At 47.0% G+C, this 14,786-nt stretch carries 7 protein-coding genes; 6 read left to right on the forward strand and 1 reads right to left on the reverse strand.

What is annotated here, in order from left to right:
• Positions 1–404 precede the first annotated feature (404 nt).
• From recN to AC5JL3_RS03345, 3 genes are all read left to right on the forward strand, one after another.
• A complete protein-coding gene (gene recN, locus AC5JL3_RS03335) occupies positions 405–2,213 on the forward strand; it encodes a DNA repair protein RecN (RefSeq protein ID WP_496073133.1) in 1,809 nt (602 codons plus the stop codon).
• A 397-nt stretch (positions 2,214–2,610) separates the two neighbouring features.
• The gene (locus AC5JL3_RS03340; RefSeq protein WP_496073134.1) at positions 2,611–5,235 is read left to right on the forward strand and encodes a GAF domain-containing protein; all 2,625 of its coding nucleotides are present in this window, start codon (positions 2,611–2,613) and stop codon (positions 5,233–5,235) included.
• Between the two features lie 727 nt (positions 5,236–5,962).
• Entirely contained in the window at positions 5,963–8,296 is a 2,334-nt protein-coding gene (locus AC5JL3_RS03345) for a CHASE2 domain-containing protein (RefSeq protein ID WP_496073135.1), read from the forward strand.
• A 195-nt stretch (positions 8,297–8,491) separates the two neighbouring features.
• Here AC5JL3_RS03345 and glgP read toward each other — a convergent pair whose 3' ends face one another.
• Positions 8,492–11,089, reverse strand: a complete 2,598-nt coding sequence (glgP, locus tag AC5JL3_RS03350) for an alpha-glucan family phosphorylase (RefSeq protein WP_496073136.1) — start codon at positions 11,087–11,089, stop codon at positions 8,492–8,494.
• A 119-nt stretch (positions 11,090–11,208) separates the two neighbouring features.
• Between glgP and AC5JL3_RS03355 the strand changes: the two genes are divergently transcribed.
• The 3 genes from AC5JL3_RS03355 to AC5JL3_RS03365 all read left to right on the forward strand — a co-directional run bounded on the left by AC5JL3_RS03355 (position 11,209) and on the right by AC5JL3_RS03365 (position 14,469).
• A complete protein-coding gene (locus AC5JL3_RS03355) occupies positions 11,209–11,412 on the forward strand; it encodes a hypothetical protein (RefSeq protein WP_496073137.1) in 204 nt (67 codons plus the stop codon).
• Positions 11,413–11,660: 248 nt separating this feature from the next.
• On the forward strand, positions 11,661–11,777 hold the full coding sequence (locus tag AC5JL3_RS03360; RefSeq protein WP_192222171.1) for a photosystem II reaction center protein I: 117 nt from the start codon (positions 11,661–11,663) through the stop codon (positions 11,775–11,777).
• 121 nt (positions 11,778–11,898) lie between these two features.
• On the forward strand, positions 11,899–14,469 hold the full coding sequence (locus AC5JL3_RS03365; RefSeq protein WP_496073138.1) for a DUF3769 domain-containing protein: 2,571 nt from the start codon (positions 11,899–11,901) through the stop codon (positions 14,467–14,469).
• Positions 14,470–14,786 lie beyond the last annotated feature (317 nt).

Here is a 14,786-nt window from a genome sequence, read left to right on the forward strand (position 1 = left end):
AACATTCATATTGGTTAGGGACCGACAGGAGCGACTCTGTAAAGTATTGTAACAATAACTGTTATGGGCACTATAAAACCCGATTTACCTTCGTTGGGACGACTTCCAGTTCCTTGCTTTTACCATTGAGCAGAACGAGTCACTCTGGCGTTCAACATCTTGACACTAAATCTACACTGGTTTTTGGTAGCAACTACAACTCTCATTGGCTCAACTGCCACTATTTCCTATAAATATTTACTTAAGTTGATGTCGATCGCCTCTTCCCTCTAGGTGAATTTTGTATCCCGCTCACTCTATTTACTGATTACAAAGATTGGCAAGAGTTGGCTCAAACGGCTATTTGTCAAATTCTAGATTCGTTAGTTCTGACCCGTCCGCCTCACATAAATGTCTAAATTGCCATGCTACTTTCTTTACGAATTCATAACTTTGCCTTAATCGACAAACTAGAACTAGAATTTGGGGTTGGTCTGAATGTCCTAACTGGCGAAACGGGTGCTGGAAAGTCGATTATTTTGGACGCGATTGATGTCGCTTTGGGTGGCAAAGTCAGCAATCGGCTGATTCGGAGTGGAACAGAACGCGCCTCGGTAGAAGCCACGTTTCGGGCTGATTCTGCGTTGATTGCCTGGTTGAGTGAGCAGGAGATTGACTTGCTAGATGAAGCGGATTTAGTTTGTAGCCGGGAGATTGCCGTTAATCAAGGAAGCCTCCGATCGCGATCGCGAGTCAATGGTGTATTGGTCAACCGCCAGTTGATGGAAAGGCTACGTGAGCGTTTGGTAGAAATCACCGCTCAAGGTCAAACTGTGCAACTCATGGCACCTGCACTCCAACGAGGACTACTTGACCTTTACGGCGGTTCTTCCCTCATCCAGCAACGCGATCGCGTTGCCTCAGCCTATATGGCTAGCCAAGAAGCCTCGAAAGCCTTGGAGAAGCGGCGGCAATCTGAGCAACAACGCTTGCAACGACTCGATTGGTTAGAATACCAAACTCAAGAACTGAGTACTGTTCACCTGAATGATCCCGATGAACTGGAACATCTTGAACAAGAACGCCAGCGTTTGAGCCATGTTGTCGAACTTCAGCAGCAGAGTTACTTGGTGTATCAAGCACTCTATCAAAATGACGGGGGAGCGTCGGCGTGTGCTGATTTATTGGCAGAAGCGGAAGCCAACTTGAGTGATATGGTGCGCTACGACAGCCAATTGCAATCAGTGCTGGACATGGTTAGTGCCGCACTGGCGCAGGTAGTAGAAGCCAGTCATGAAATTAATGCTTATGGGGATGGACTGGAAACTGATCCCCAACGTTTACAAGAAGTAGAAGATCGAATTCAGGCACTTAAACAAATTTGCCGTAAATATGGCCCAACCCTTGCCGATGCGATCGCACACTATGAGAAACTCCAGGCGGAACTGGCAGAACTCGGTGGTGAAGGTCAATCGCTAGAAGATCTAGAAGCCACCTATTCGCTATGTCAGGAAAGCTTAACTCGTGAATGTACCCAGCTAACGCAGTTACGCCGCACGGCAGCTGAAAAATTGGAAAAACGCTTGGTCGAGGAACTAAGGCCACTGGCAATGGAAAAGGTGAAGTTTCAAGTTGCGATCGCACCAATGCCGCCTTCGGGTGCGGGTGGTGACCAAGTCACCTTTTACTTCTCTCCTAACCCTGGAGAACCTCTACAACCCCTTTCTGCAACCGCTTCGGGTGGAGAAATGAGCCGCTTTTTGCTAGCGTTAAAGGCTTGTTTCTCAAATACTACGGGCGCATGGGGAACCCTGATTTTTGATGAAATTGATGTGGGAGTTTCCGGTCGCGTCGCACAAGCGATCGCCCAAAAGCTAAACCAACTCAGTCATCAACATCAAGTCCTCTGTGTCACTCACCAACCCTTAATTGCCGCGATGGCAGATCGGCACTTCCGAGTCGATAAACAGGTCATTGACCAACCGCTTGTACTCACCTCGAAAAAACGCGCCTCCAGTAAAGGTAATGGTAACGGCAAAGCCAGTCCTGAAGTGGAAGAGCAACTCCCATTAGAACTTCCTGACATTCGTACCGTTGTCCGAGTCAGCCTTCTCGACAATCTCTCCCATCGTCGCGATGAAATTGCTCAACTTGCGGGTGGACAGTCGGCTCAAGAAGCGATGACATTTGCCGAATCTCTCCTGGAAAAAGCACAACATATCAAGTCGGTTTGAGTGCTTCGTAGATAATTTTGCCGCTTTTTGTTCAGTGGCAAAGGGCAACAGACAGAGAATAGACCTGTCTTGAAAGTCGGGAACAGGGAATGGGGAATGGGGAACTCCCGTTAATGTCCTAACATTTGTGGCTACTGCTATAGCTCTCAACAAATAACCAACAACCAACAACCAACAACGACCTGCTATGCTACACTCTTCGTTTACCCCAATTCACAAAACAGACTACTAGTTGTCAACGCCCAATCCTTAGACTCTCGTGAGTTTTCGTTCTCTTATACTACCCAAGAGGATATAGTCTAGAATTGGCTCACAAGGCACAGTAAGTCTTAGTAATAAATCTATAAAATATTATTCTGCGTGTGCCAGAAAAGTTCTCTGAACCCAAAATAGAGATATGAAAGCTGCATCTTCCCGTCCGTCTGGTTTGGATTATCGTGAGACTATTGATATTTCCGCCGAGTCCGAAGACCAGAGTGGGCACGAACAACAGCAATCCTCTGCCAGTGCCTTAACCACAACAAAGGGAACGTTTTCTGCATTTCTTGCTCCCTTAACTCAGGATACTTTCAGACAAGTCGTCACGGAAGTAGAAGGCAAGCTTGGAGTTGTCAATCAAACTCTGTCCATGCTGGATAGCTTGCTGGATGCACAGGGTTTTGATGCCATCCTTGATGAAATGCTGCGTTCTATCGCCGCAAAAACAGGGGAACTCTTGGGTGCCGATCGCACAACTATTTTTGTAAAGGATGAAGACAGGAATGAGCTTTGGTCGATTGTTGCCAAAGACAAGGGGGGCGGTTCCTTAGAAATTCGTATTCCAGCCGATCACGGTAGTATTGCCGCTGATGTGGCGATCACTAAGCAAGTTATTAATATTCCCTACGATCTTTTTGATGATCCGCGCTCGGCTGGAGCTAAAGAGCAATACGAGAGAACTGGATATCGTACCTATACAATGTTGGCTCTACCTCTGTTAAACGAGCACGGAGATTTAGTTGCCGTTGTCCAACTACTCAATAAATTAAAGCCGACTCTCAACCCAAACGCTCCCCTGGAAGAAAAAATTGAGCGAAATGGTTTCACAACTGAAGATGAAAGGGTTTTTGAGGACTTTGCCCCTTCGATTCAACTGATTATGGAGTCGTCGCGATCGCTGCGACGAGCAACCCAAAGACAACAAGCAGCTCAAGCTCTTATATCGGCAACGAACTCACTCAGCAAAAGTAGCCTGGATCTGCAAGAAACCCTTAACAAGGTTATGGATGAGGCGAAGCAACTGATGAATGCTCATCGCAGTACGCTGTGGCTAATTGACCATGATCGCAATGATCTATGGACAAAAATTCCGATTGAAGGCACTTTAAAAGAACTCCGCCTCCCACTTGATATGAACTCCTTTGCAGGTCAAGTGGCGCATACAGGAGAGCCAGTGAACATTGGGTTCGATTTGTATAACCACCCCAACTCAGAAACGTCCAAGCAAACCGATCAAAAAACGCACTATCGTACTTGCAGTATGTTGTGTATGCCAGTGTTTAATGCTGATACAGAGTTGATTGGTGTGACACAACTAATCAACAAAAAGAAGCAGGGTGAATTTCCAGAATATGATCCGGCTAGCTGGCCGGAAGCCCCAGAGTGCTGGAGAGCAAGCTTCAATCGGACTGATCAAGAGTTCATGGAGGCGTTTAATATTCAAGCAGGTGTCGCCCTGCAAAATGCGAAGTTGTTCGATACGGTGAAACAACAGGAGCAAATGCAACGTGATATCTTACGCAGTCTCTCCGATGGAGTAATCTCTACAGATAAAGAAGGGAAGATTATTGCGGTAAATGAGAGCGCGAAGGAATTACTAGGCTTAGATGAACGAGTCCGGCTAGAAGGAGAACTGATTAGTGAAATTCTCCGAATTGAGGACAAAGACAAAAAAGATGACAATAAGTTTGTTCAATGGTTCAATAACGCTTTACTTGGAAAAGACCCTAGAACACGTCAGCAATACTATCCTGATCAAACGTTGTTATCGAGAGGAAATGAGCAACAACGGAGTGTTAACTTATCGCTAAACACGATCGCCGATGCCGCTGACAATACTAAAGTCCGAGGGGCTTTGGTAGTCATGGAAGACATCAGTGATGAGAAGCGGCTCAAGAGTACAATGTACCGCTACATGACCCAAGAGCTAGCAGAAGAATTGCTGAGGCTAGATGATGCCAAACTAGGAGGCGATCGCAAAGAAGTTTCAATTTTATTCTCCGATATTCGCAGCTACACCGCTTTAACGGAAAGCCTAGAAGCCGAAGAAGTGGTGGGAATGCTCAACGAGTATTTTGAGTCAATGGTTGAGGCAATTTTTAAATACAAAGGCACCCTTGACAAGTACATTGGTGATGCAATTATGGCGGTTTTTGGCTCACCCCTACCGCTCAAAGACCATGCGTGGAGAGCCGTGCAAACGTCCTTAGAAATGCGCTATCGCCTCCTGGACTTTAATAACCGTCGCCTCGCTGACAACAAGATACCAATCCGAATTGGCATTGGCATTAACTCAGACAGTGTGATTAGCGGCAATATTGGTTCTAGTAAACGCATGGAGTTTACGGCGATTGGTGACGGGGTGAATTTGGGTTCTCGTCTCGAAAGTGCCAGCAAGCAATACGGCTGTGACATCATTATTAGCGAATCTACCTATAAACCCTGTGCTAACCAGATATTGGTGCGCGAACTTGACAAAATTGTGGTGAAGGGCAAGACCCAACCTGTATCGATTTATGAACTGATTGGGCTAAGCTCTGACGCTATGTCTGATCAGAAGCAGATGGTGATTGAACACTATCACAAAGGACGTGAGCTTTATCTCAATCGCGACTTTGCCTTTGCGATTGGTGAGTTTGCTCAAGTGCTGAAATTTGACCCCAATGATAAACCTGCTGATATGCACCTAGCACGTTGTCAGCACTGGCTCAAAACACCCCCACCGGATAGTTGGGATGGTGCTTGGACTTTGACGGAGAAGTAAGTAAGCTGATCGGCATTTAAATTTAATATTGAATAAGCGTAACTTTTTGTTAACTGTAGACGCTAACGCCGACGGGGAGCAAGGCAGAATTGAGTGGCTAGCTTCGTTGATGTATTGTTTTGCTCTCATTCCCTAGTCGCTTCGCGTCAGGGTGACTTCCCTCTCGTGTCTGTTAAAAGCCCGCTTCGGTGGGCTTTTGGGCTGGTAAATTAAACGCGATCGCGATTGCCAGAAACTCAGGCATAAACATGAAGCATGAGATCAATTAATTATCAAAAAGCGCCCCAGATTCGATGGCAGCTTCTATATTGGTATAGATTACTCATTAAAATGCCAGTTTAGGATTAGCGAGCTTCTGCCAACCAGAGAGAAAAGCTAAGGTATATCTTTTTGAACGTTTGTATTGTCCAGCCACTGTCATCTACTCATGCGAACGTTGGTTAGGAGGCATCTAACCGAAGAGGTGGGTTGGGTTGCAAATCTGAGAAGTCTGGCTATCTACCGAGATTTATCTGTTAACAGCAACGTTTAGTCTGTCCAAGGCGGACGTACCTAGGGTGAAACCCAAAAATAATTAACGTAGTCTACAGCAGTAAGGAAAAGTCAGGGAGCTATGTGAGCCAGATCATTGCCTAGGGAAGCCGTAACGTATCTAATTGCTGTAGTAACGTGGTACTGAGGACAGTTCTTGCCAATTTTTGTTATTTAGTTGTGAGTGGTCAGATCCGTGAAAGTAACGAGTGGGGACTTAACTCAAACCTCAGAACTCAAAGCTCCAGTGAAGCATCAAGGCAACGTTCGGACAAAGCTTTCTACAGCATGGTCGCAGGTAAAGCGCCTTAGTAGTTCTCAGTTGGGTCGTCCAGCATTGCTAGCAAGTCTGACCGTTACTGGCTTATTGCTTTTTGCTCGGTATCAAAGCTGGCTAGAGCCTTGGGAACTCAGTGCGTATGATCGGCTGCTACAGTTACGACCAGCCTTACCACCAGACCCACGCCTCCTAGTCGTGACGATTACTGAAGCGGATATTCAGTCTCAGGAGAAGTGGCCGTTGACTGATGCCGTAGTGAATCAGCTTCTGACCAAGCTGGAGCAATATGAACCAACTGTCATTGGCTTGGATATCTATCGAGATTTCCCGCAGCAACCCGGAAATGGCGAGTTATCTGCCAAGCTGCAAAAGAGCGATCACATCATCCCTGTCTGTAAAATCAGTGATGCTGAAACTCCAGGTACTCCTCCTCCTCCCTCAGTTCCTGTAGAGCGTGTTGGCTTTGCCGATATTGCGATCGATCCGAATGGCATTGTCCGACGGGGGCTATTATTTCTCGAACCCCCCGATTCCTCTCGCTGTAGTAGTCCATCTTCCTTCAGCTTTCAGCTAGCTCAAAAATACCTAGAGACAAAGGGAATTCAACCCGAACTGACCAAGGACAAGGAGCCGCAGCTAAAGTTTGGCAACATCGTCTTCAAAAAGCTATCACCTACTGATGGTGGCTACCAAAATGCGGATTCTGGTGGCTACCAAATTTTATTAAATTATCGTTCTTCTAATACTAACTCCCTAGCTCAGAGCGTTACTTTAACTGACGTTCTGAACAATCGAATTGATGCTAGCTGGGTGAAAAACCGTATTGTCCTTATCGGAGTGACTGCACCCAGTATTGATGATGCCTTTTTCACGCCATACAGTTCCCAAGAGCGACTCCTACGGAAAATGCCAGGAGTTGTCGTGCATGGACAAATCGTCAGTCAACTTCTGAGTGCCGTACTCGATGGGCGACCTCTATTCTGGTTTTGGTCTGATTGGGTAGAGGGCTTGTGGATTTTTGGCTGGTCACTAGTTGGCGGTGTTCTAGTACTCGTCATCCGTCACCCTGGACGGCTAGTGTTGGTAGAGCTGGGGGCGCTTGGTCTTTTACTTGGAACATCGGTACTACTATTTTTGGGATCGGGATGGATACCCGTCGTTGCTCCTATCCTAGGGTTAATTGCATCTGGTACGAGCGTTCTTGCTTACAGTGCTTACCAGCGTCACCAAGAACTCGAAGAGAGTGCAAAGAAAGCTCAGGAACAGAAAGAGAATATTGCACTTTTGGAAGCGCTCTTGAAGGAGAGAGGCCCTACTCTTCCCACAACTGAACCCGATGAGTCCTTGACTAAAACAACAGCACTACCGCCTGATGAAGAGACAGATACTGCGGTTTGGCCTCAAGGGAATGAAGCGATTGTTGAGCCACTAAGACCACGCCCAAGGATCACTCATCTGCTACAAGGACGCTATGAAAAAAACCGTGTTTTGGCTTCTGGTGGATTTGGTTTAACGTATATTGCTAAAGATACCCAGCGACCCGGTAGTCCCGAATGTGTAGTTAAGCAGTTGAGACCAGCGCGTCAAGATGAGCGATTTCTCCAAGTTGCTAGACGATTATTTGCCACTGAGGCAGAAATTTTAGAAAAGCTGGGTACTCATCCTCAAATTCCGCGACTGTTGGCTTATTTTGAGGAAAATAACGAATTCTACTTAGTCCAAGAATATATTGAAGGCGAACCGATTACTGAGGAAATGCCAGTGGACAAGAGACTTCCAGAGCCACAAGTTGTGGATTTAGTCAATGGAGTCTTAAAAATTCTTACTTTTGTCCACGAGCATAGTGTGATTCACCGGGATATCAAACCCGGTAACATTATGCGTCGCAAAACTGACGGTCAACTTGTTTTAATTGACTTTGGGGCGGTGAAGCATATTCAACCGCAACAAGAGGGAGAAACGGTTGCCATTGGTACACGCGGTTACGCGCCACCAGAGCAATATGCTGGGCACCCAAATTTTAGTAGTGATATTTATGCACTAGGCATGATTGGAATTCAAGCTCTTACGGGTATTGCAACTTACCAATTGCCAATTTCCCAGGAAACAGGCGATGTAAGTTGGCGGCATTTAGCAAATGTTAGTGATGAATTTGCCCAGATTTTAGAGAAGATGGTGCGCTACAACTTTGTTGCAAGATACAACTCTGCTACGGCGGTAATAGAGGATTTAAAGACGCTTCGCTATTAGGGTGCTAAATCTTTAAATTAGAAAGTTTGTTATAGCAGTTCCCAGTTAAATGAGGTACAGCTAAAAGCTTTGAAACAGCGTTGGAGTCAGGAAAACAAAAAAGCTGATGGCTGATAGTTAACAGCTTTCTGCTATAACTCGTTTCTGTTGACTGTTGACCTGAAAGCGATCAACAGTCAACAAAGCGTTAGCGACCTATGCCCAGAGTACTAAACCTGGCTCATAGGGGCTGGAGAGATTTTCATGTTTAGGCAACACCCGTAAAGACAGACCTTGTAAACCACTGCTACTGTAGATGACATCGGCTGTATAAACACTCCGTTGATGTTCATCAGTACCTTGATAATTCATCACAGTTGGCAACCCGTTAACAATCTGTCCATCGGCATTGACAGAACCTTGGTAGAGTTCCACTTGGATATCATCAGGGGTTAGTCCGGCTAAATTAATCAAGGTTTTGACAGCGACTGCTTGATTAACCATCAATTCAGGTGGTGCAGTGATGTCAACATCTTCAATCTTGATGTCGTACCAGCGTTCAAATAGCCGTCGCTTCCAACTCGCTAATTCCTTCGCAGGTGTGTAGGCATTAGTCGTCATTGTAAAGTAGCGATCGCTTGCTGGGAAATACCCACGCACTGAGTAATCCCTGAGCATCCGTGCTGTGTTAAAGTACGGCGTGTTCAGCTTGATGGCATCTTTCATCTTCGCCACCCAGCCTCTGGGAATCTCTTCACTATCGCGATTATAGAACAAGGGGACAACTTCCTTCTCTAGCAAGTCGTAGAGAGCGTTAGCTTCCACCTCATCTTCATAATCTGGGTCATCATAGGTTTCCCCATGACCGATCGGCCAACCTGTGCGAACATAATCCGCCTCATCCCACCAGCCATCTAAAATGCTGACATTGGGCAGACCATTCATTGATGCCTTCATGCCAGAGGTTCCCGATGCCTCTCTGGGACGGCGAGGTGTGTTCAACCAGATATCACAACCCGCAACCATGAACCGCGCCAGATAGATATCGTAGTCCGGTACAAAAACCACCTGGTCACCAATTCCTGCTTCTCGGATTTGGTGAATGATTTGACGGATTAAATCTTTCCCCGGCATATCCTTGGGATGGGCTTTGCCAGCAATCACAAACTGTAATTGCCGATCTTTATTGGCCCGCATGATTTTCTTAATCCGTTCTATGTCCCGCATGAACAAGTTCGCCCGCTTGTAAGTGGCAAAGCGACGGGCAAAGCCAATTGTCAAGACACCAGGGTCAAGGACTTCTTGAGCGTGAGCAACTTCGGCTGGACTTGCACCGCGATCGCGTAGGTGCTTTTGTAAGTGTTCCCGCACATACACAACCATCTCTGAGCGACAACGCTCGTGATTGCGCCACAACTCCTCATCAGGAATTGAGCCAACCCGATCCCACAACGGGTCTTCAGCACCTTTCTCTGACCAGCTAGGACCTAAATAGCGGTCATAAAGCTCTTGGTTGGGCTTCGCTACCACGCTACGAGCATGGACTCCATTCGTAATCGCGGTAATCGGCACTTCTACCAAGGGTAGGTTCTCCCACAGCCCTTGGAACATCACCCGTGACACTTCCCCGTGTAACTGGCTAACCCCGTTGATAAAGCTAGCGGTCTTGATCGCTAGTGCTGCCATGCTAAAGGGCGATGCCAAGTTACTAATATCTTCTCGCCCCAGTGCTAAGAATTCCTCTCTCGACAAGCCAAAGATGTTGGCGTAGTGTCCAACGTAGTACATCGCCTTATCTGGGGGGAACAGGTCAAACCCTGCCGAGACAGGCGTATGAGTGGTGAAAAGCTGCGTAGCTTGTGCTACCTGTTTAGCTTCTGCAAAGCTCAACCCCTCGTCCTGAATTAGCTTGCGGATGCGCTCTAGAATCAAGAATGCCGAGTGACCTTCATTTAGGTGATAGACCGTCGGTTTGATTCCTAAAGCTTGCAGGGCGCGAACACCCCCAATCCCCAGCATCATTTCCTGATGAATCCGCATATCCAAGTCACCGCCATACAAGTGGTCAGTGATGTCATGGTCATAGGGATTGTTAGGTTCAATATTTGTGTCAAGTAGATACAAGGGAACCGTTCCCACTTGTACACGCCAGATGCGGGCATAAACTGTCCGACCTGGATAATCTACCTCAATCCGTAGCTCTGAACCATCAGGATTGCGCTCCAGATGCAGCGGCATATTGTAGAAGTCATTAATCGGGTAGCGTTCCTGCTGCCAGCCATCAGCATTGAGATACTGGGCAAAATAGCCTTCTTGGTACAGCAAGCCAACTGCTACTAGGGGCAAACCCAAGTCAGATGCTGATTTAAGATGGTCACCTGCAAGAACGCCTAAGCCACCAGAGTAGATGGGCAAGCAATCGACTAGACCAAACTCAGCACAGAAATAGGCGAAGCATTCTTGAGGTTTGCCACTGACCTCTTCTGAGGCTACCGATTGACTGCTGCCTAACCCACGCTGCTTGCGATACCATGTCCGTTCTTTGAGATACTCGTCTAATTGTCTGGAGGCTCGTTCCATTTGGGCAAGAAAGCCATCGTCCTCAGCCACTTCCTGGAGCCGCGCTTGGCTAATTGTTCCCAGCATTAACACAGGGTTGTGGCGGCTGGACTCCCATAGGTCGCGGTCTAGGCGTCGGAATAAATCTTTAGTTTCGACGTTCCAATCCCAATGCAGATTGTAAGCCAGCTTCCGTAAGGGTTGGAGCTGATCGGGCAAAAAGGGAGAGACGTTGAAGGTGCGAATCGGCTGCATAGAGCGACAAAATTCCAAGTCTTACACGGATTATATTGTGTACCTAGTTCTGCCCAAAGTGGGACACATTTAATACTGTTTTAGTTAACAATTGCGACAAACCTTAAAATAGTGCTGTTGTGGCTAACTATTATCTGCCCTGGCTAGGGGTCAAGGGGAGATCAGTTTGGGGATTGAAACAAGGAGCGATCGCCTTAGTCGGTTTCCTTGAGCAATTACATACATTCCAGGGGTTTGCCAGCGAGAGACTTATCGAAAATTTGCAGGCTAAGAAAGAATTCTCGGTTGCCCCCTCTTATTTTGTCTTTAACGCAGGCTGTTAATGGATGGGGTCAAATAGCGACTTTACCTTGATTACAGCCTATAGTTCGTCTGGAACGTCTTGGAACATTAGTACGTCATAGCCAGTATTAGTCTAGTGGATACAGCAACCAGCATTTTTTGAGGTTTTGTTGGTCTTGGCGTACTCTCTAAGCCAAAAAGGCAACCACCTTTCGGTATGATTATGAGAGTTGTTGCATTTTGTAATGCATAAGACATTCAGCTCTTCATAACTTTGGGAGATACCACTATGCTGACCCTCAAAATTGTTGTCTATATCGTTGTTAGTATCTTTGTTGGCTTATTCGTGTTTGGCTTTTTGTCAAACGATCCATCTCGTAACCCTAAGCGACGGGATTTAGAGTAAACTAGCGTTCGCTTCATCCTTTAGTTTATTGAAGGGCGAGGCGTGCCTCGCCCTGAAGAGTTTCAGTGCGGGGAAAAGGGCACGTCTCGGATCTGTCCCTTCGACTCCTTACTGTTGAAAGATGCCTCAACCAGTTCAGCCGCCTGAGATACCTGCAATTATTGAATTCGTCACCTTTGAGGATGAAGTACAACTTAATAAGTTCTCCCTTGAACCCTCGGCAACGATACCAAGCCGAACACTTCCAGCAGGGGTACTCGCTACACCAACCCCCCCAGAAACATTCGCACCAGAGTCGAGTTCATTGAGGGTTGAAAGAAGTGCTAGCTTGCTGGGTTCTCGGATTTCTGCCAATCATTCCTCACTACCTGTAGCCGTTGAACCAAGTGGACAAGCACAAGTTAGGGAGAGTTCTGTCCCAACTTCTCCGTCAACCGACCAACTCCTAACTGCCTCACCATCCTTGGAACATGGCGAAGCGGAAGAAAAGTCTTCTATCCTAACGTCGGAGGCTCCTAACGTAGTAACGACGGACTCCAATGCTTCTAATCTAGCTAGTGAGCAACCGTCTACAACGACTTCCCTGACACCATCAGACACAACGTCTAATACTTACGAAGTTGCCCCAAACGTTAAGCGTCTGATCACTCAAGAACGTGGTGGATTAGTTAGAGAATTTGAGTTTACTGTGCCTACAGAGACAGAGACTCAACCCTCGCCCAATGAGGACGTTACACCAGCACCAGATGAGGGTGAGGATGAGGATGAGGTTGAAGATGAGGCACCTCCTCCACTTCCTGCAAGCCCTGATGCGACTACCACGCCAACTACACCATTTGGCACAGGTGGTGTGATTGAACTGACAGCAGATCAGCAGGAGTATGATGAACAGCGACAAGTCATTACAGCAACGGGTAATGTCATCTTACGGTTTCGGGAAGCCTTACTCGATGCTGACCGTGTTGAAGTGAATTTGCCAAATCGCATTATCGTTGCTGAGGGTAATGTTGCTCTCACAAGAGGAGAGCAGGTACTACGGGGTGAACGGTTTGAATATTATTTTGTTCAAGATAGTGGTGTCATCCTAAATGCTAGTGGCGAACTGTATACACCGACATCAGGCACTGATTTTGACATTTTTGCCCCGGCTGATGGCAGTACTGGTACTGTAGTTAACCGCCCTGTAAGCGATCGCATTACGAGCAACCAACCCCTAGGGGGAATTACCAATCTACAGGGTTACTCCTTCTCAGTCGGGGCAGGCAGTGAAATCAGCAACGTGGCGACACCACAAACTGGAGGAACTATAACCCAGTTTCGTTATATTGCCGACCGAGTTGACTTCGAGGGTTCAGAAGCGATCGCCACAAATGTCCGGATTACCAATGACCCCTTTTCTCCGCCAGAATTGGAGTTACGAGCAGATACAGCGCGGTTTAGGCGGGTTGAGCCATTAGTGGATGAAATTGTTGCTTCCCGACCTCGCTTGGTATTTGATCAGGGCTTAGAGCTACCAACATTCCGCAATCGTGTCGTGATTGACCGTCGTGAACGGGAACCCGCTTTATTTAACTTTGGGTTTGATAGCGAAGATCGCGGTGGCTTGTTTGTCGAGCGTACTTTTGAGATCGTCAACACTCCAACGGTGCGATTTAATGTCACGCCACAGTACTTTCTTCAGAAAGCAGTCTTTGAAGAGGGTGTTGTTGACCCTTCTGTCTTTGGTGTGAGAGCGCGAGTTAACGCAACTCTAAGTCCTCGGACAACTGTTGTAGGAACAGGTATCCTTACCAGTTTCAATCTAGGTGAGTTAGAAGATGAACTCCGCGCCAGTGTTCGACTACAACAGGGGATTGACATTATTAATCTCCCTCATACCTTAAGTCTGGAATACAGCTATCGCAATCGCCTCTTCAATGGCACCCTTGGTGAGCAAACTGTTCAAAGTAGTCTAGGTGCCGTCCTCTCTTCGCCTAACATCCCGGTGGGCAACACGGGTGTTAACCTGTCGTATCAGGTAGGCGCTCAGTATATCAATGCTGACACTGACCGACTAGACTTGCTCGAACCAATTCGGGAAAACGACCGAGTCAGCTTGGGACGCTATCAAGGTGTTGTCTCCTTGAGTAAGGGTTTTTTGCTTTGGCAGGGTGAAGGCTTACCCGCTACTCCCACAGAAGGATTAAGATACACCCCAGCACCTGTAGTTCCCTACTTGTCACTGAGTACAGACCTCACAGGTGTGGTTAGTGCCTATAGCAACGGTGAGACGCAGGAATCCCTCAGTGGAACCATTGGACTAGTCGGGCAAATTGGACATTTTTCCAAGCCTTTTCTAGACTACACAGGCTTTAATATCAGCTACTCCCAGGTTGTGCGTAGTGGCTTATCACCCTTCCTCTTTGACCGAGATGCTGATACTAGCGTACTTTCCGGAGGCATCACCCAACAGATTTACGGTCCATTCCGAGCAGGTTTTCAGACATCAATCAGCTTAGACAACAATGAGCAAATCAGTACAGATTACTTTTTAGAATATAGCCGTCGTACTTACAACGTCCTCCTGCGTTTTAACCCAGTTTTAGGACTTGGTTCCCTTAGCCTACGGATTAACGACTTTAACTGGACAGGTAATCCAGGTTCATTTAGCGGTGCAGATGTTCGCCCTGTTGTACAGGGAGTCACCCGCTAACTTAAGCATCGTATAAAAAATACTCTTGGGCTTTTCCAGTTTCTGACTCGTGTCAGTTGCCAGGAGTCAGTTTTTTGGACTATTCACTACTGACTACTGACAAATAATCTCTAGCAAAAGGCAGAGGATAGAAGGCAGAAGGCAGAAGAGATGCATATTGACGTGTCAAGGTTTCAGTAGTTGGCGAGAGTCAAGAGTAGCCTTAGCGACACCAGGCTTCAAGGTGTTAGGAGAGAAAGATGTTCCTTCCTTCGTTATCCGCATTACGCACCGCCTACATCACGTTATGTAGACGGCACTAGAACCTGTAGAGATAG

The sequence above is a fragment of the Symplocastrum torsivum genome (assembly GCF_059505465.1).

Coding starts and splice junctions, on each gene's coding strand:
- recN (WP_496073133.1), top strand. CDS start 405: ATGCTACTTTCTTTACGAATTCATAACTTTGCCTTAATCGACAAACTA.
- AC5JL3_RS03340 (WP_496073134.1), top strand. CDS start 2,611: ATGAAAGCTGCATCTTCCCGTCCGTCTGGTTTGGATTATCGTGAGACT.
- glgP (WP_496073136.1), bottom strand. CDS start 11,089: ATGCAGCCGATTCGCACCTTCAACGTCTCTCCCTTTTTGCCCGATCAG.
- AC5JL3_RS03360 (WP_192222171.1), top strand. CDS start 11,661: ATGCTGACCCTCAAAATTGTTGTCTATATCGTTGTTAGTATCTTTGTT.
- AC5JL3_RS03365 (WP_496073138.1), top strand. CDS start 11,899: ATGCCTCAACCAGTTCAGCCGCCTGAGATACCTGCAATTATTGAATTC.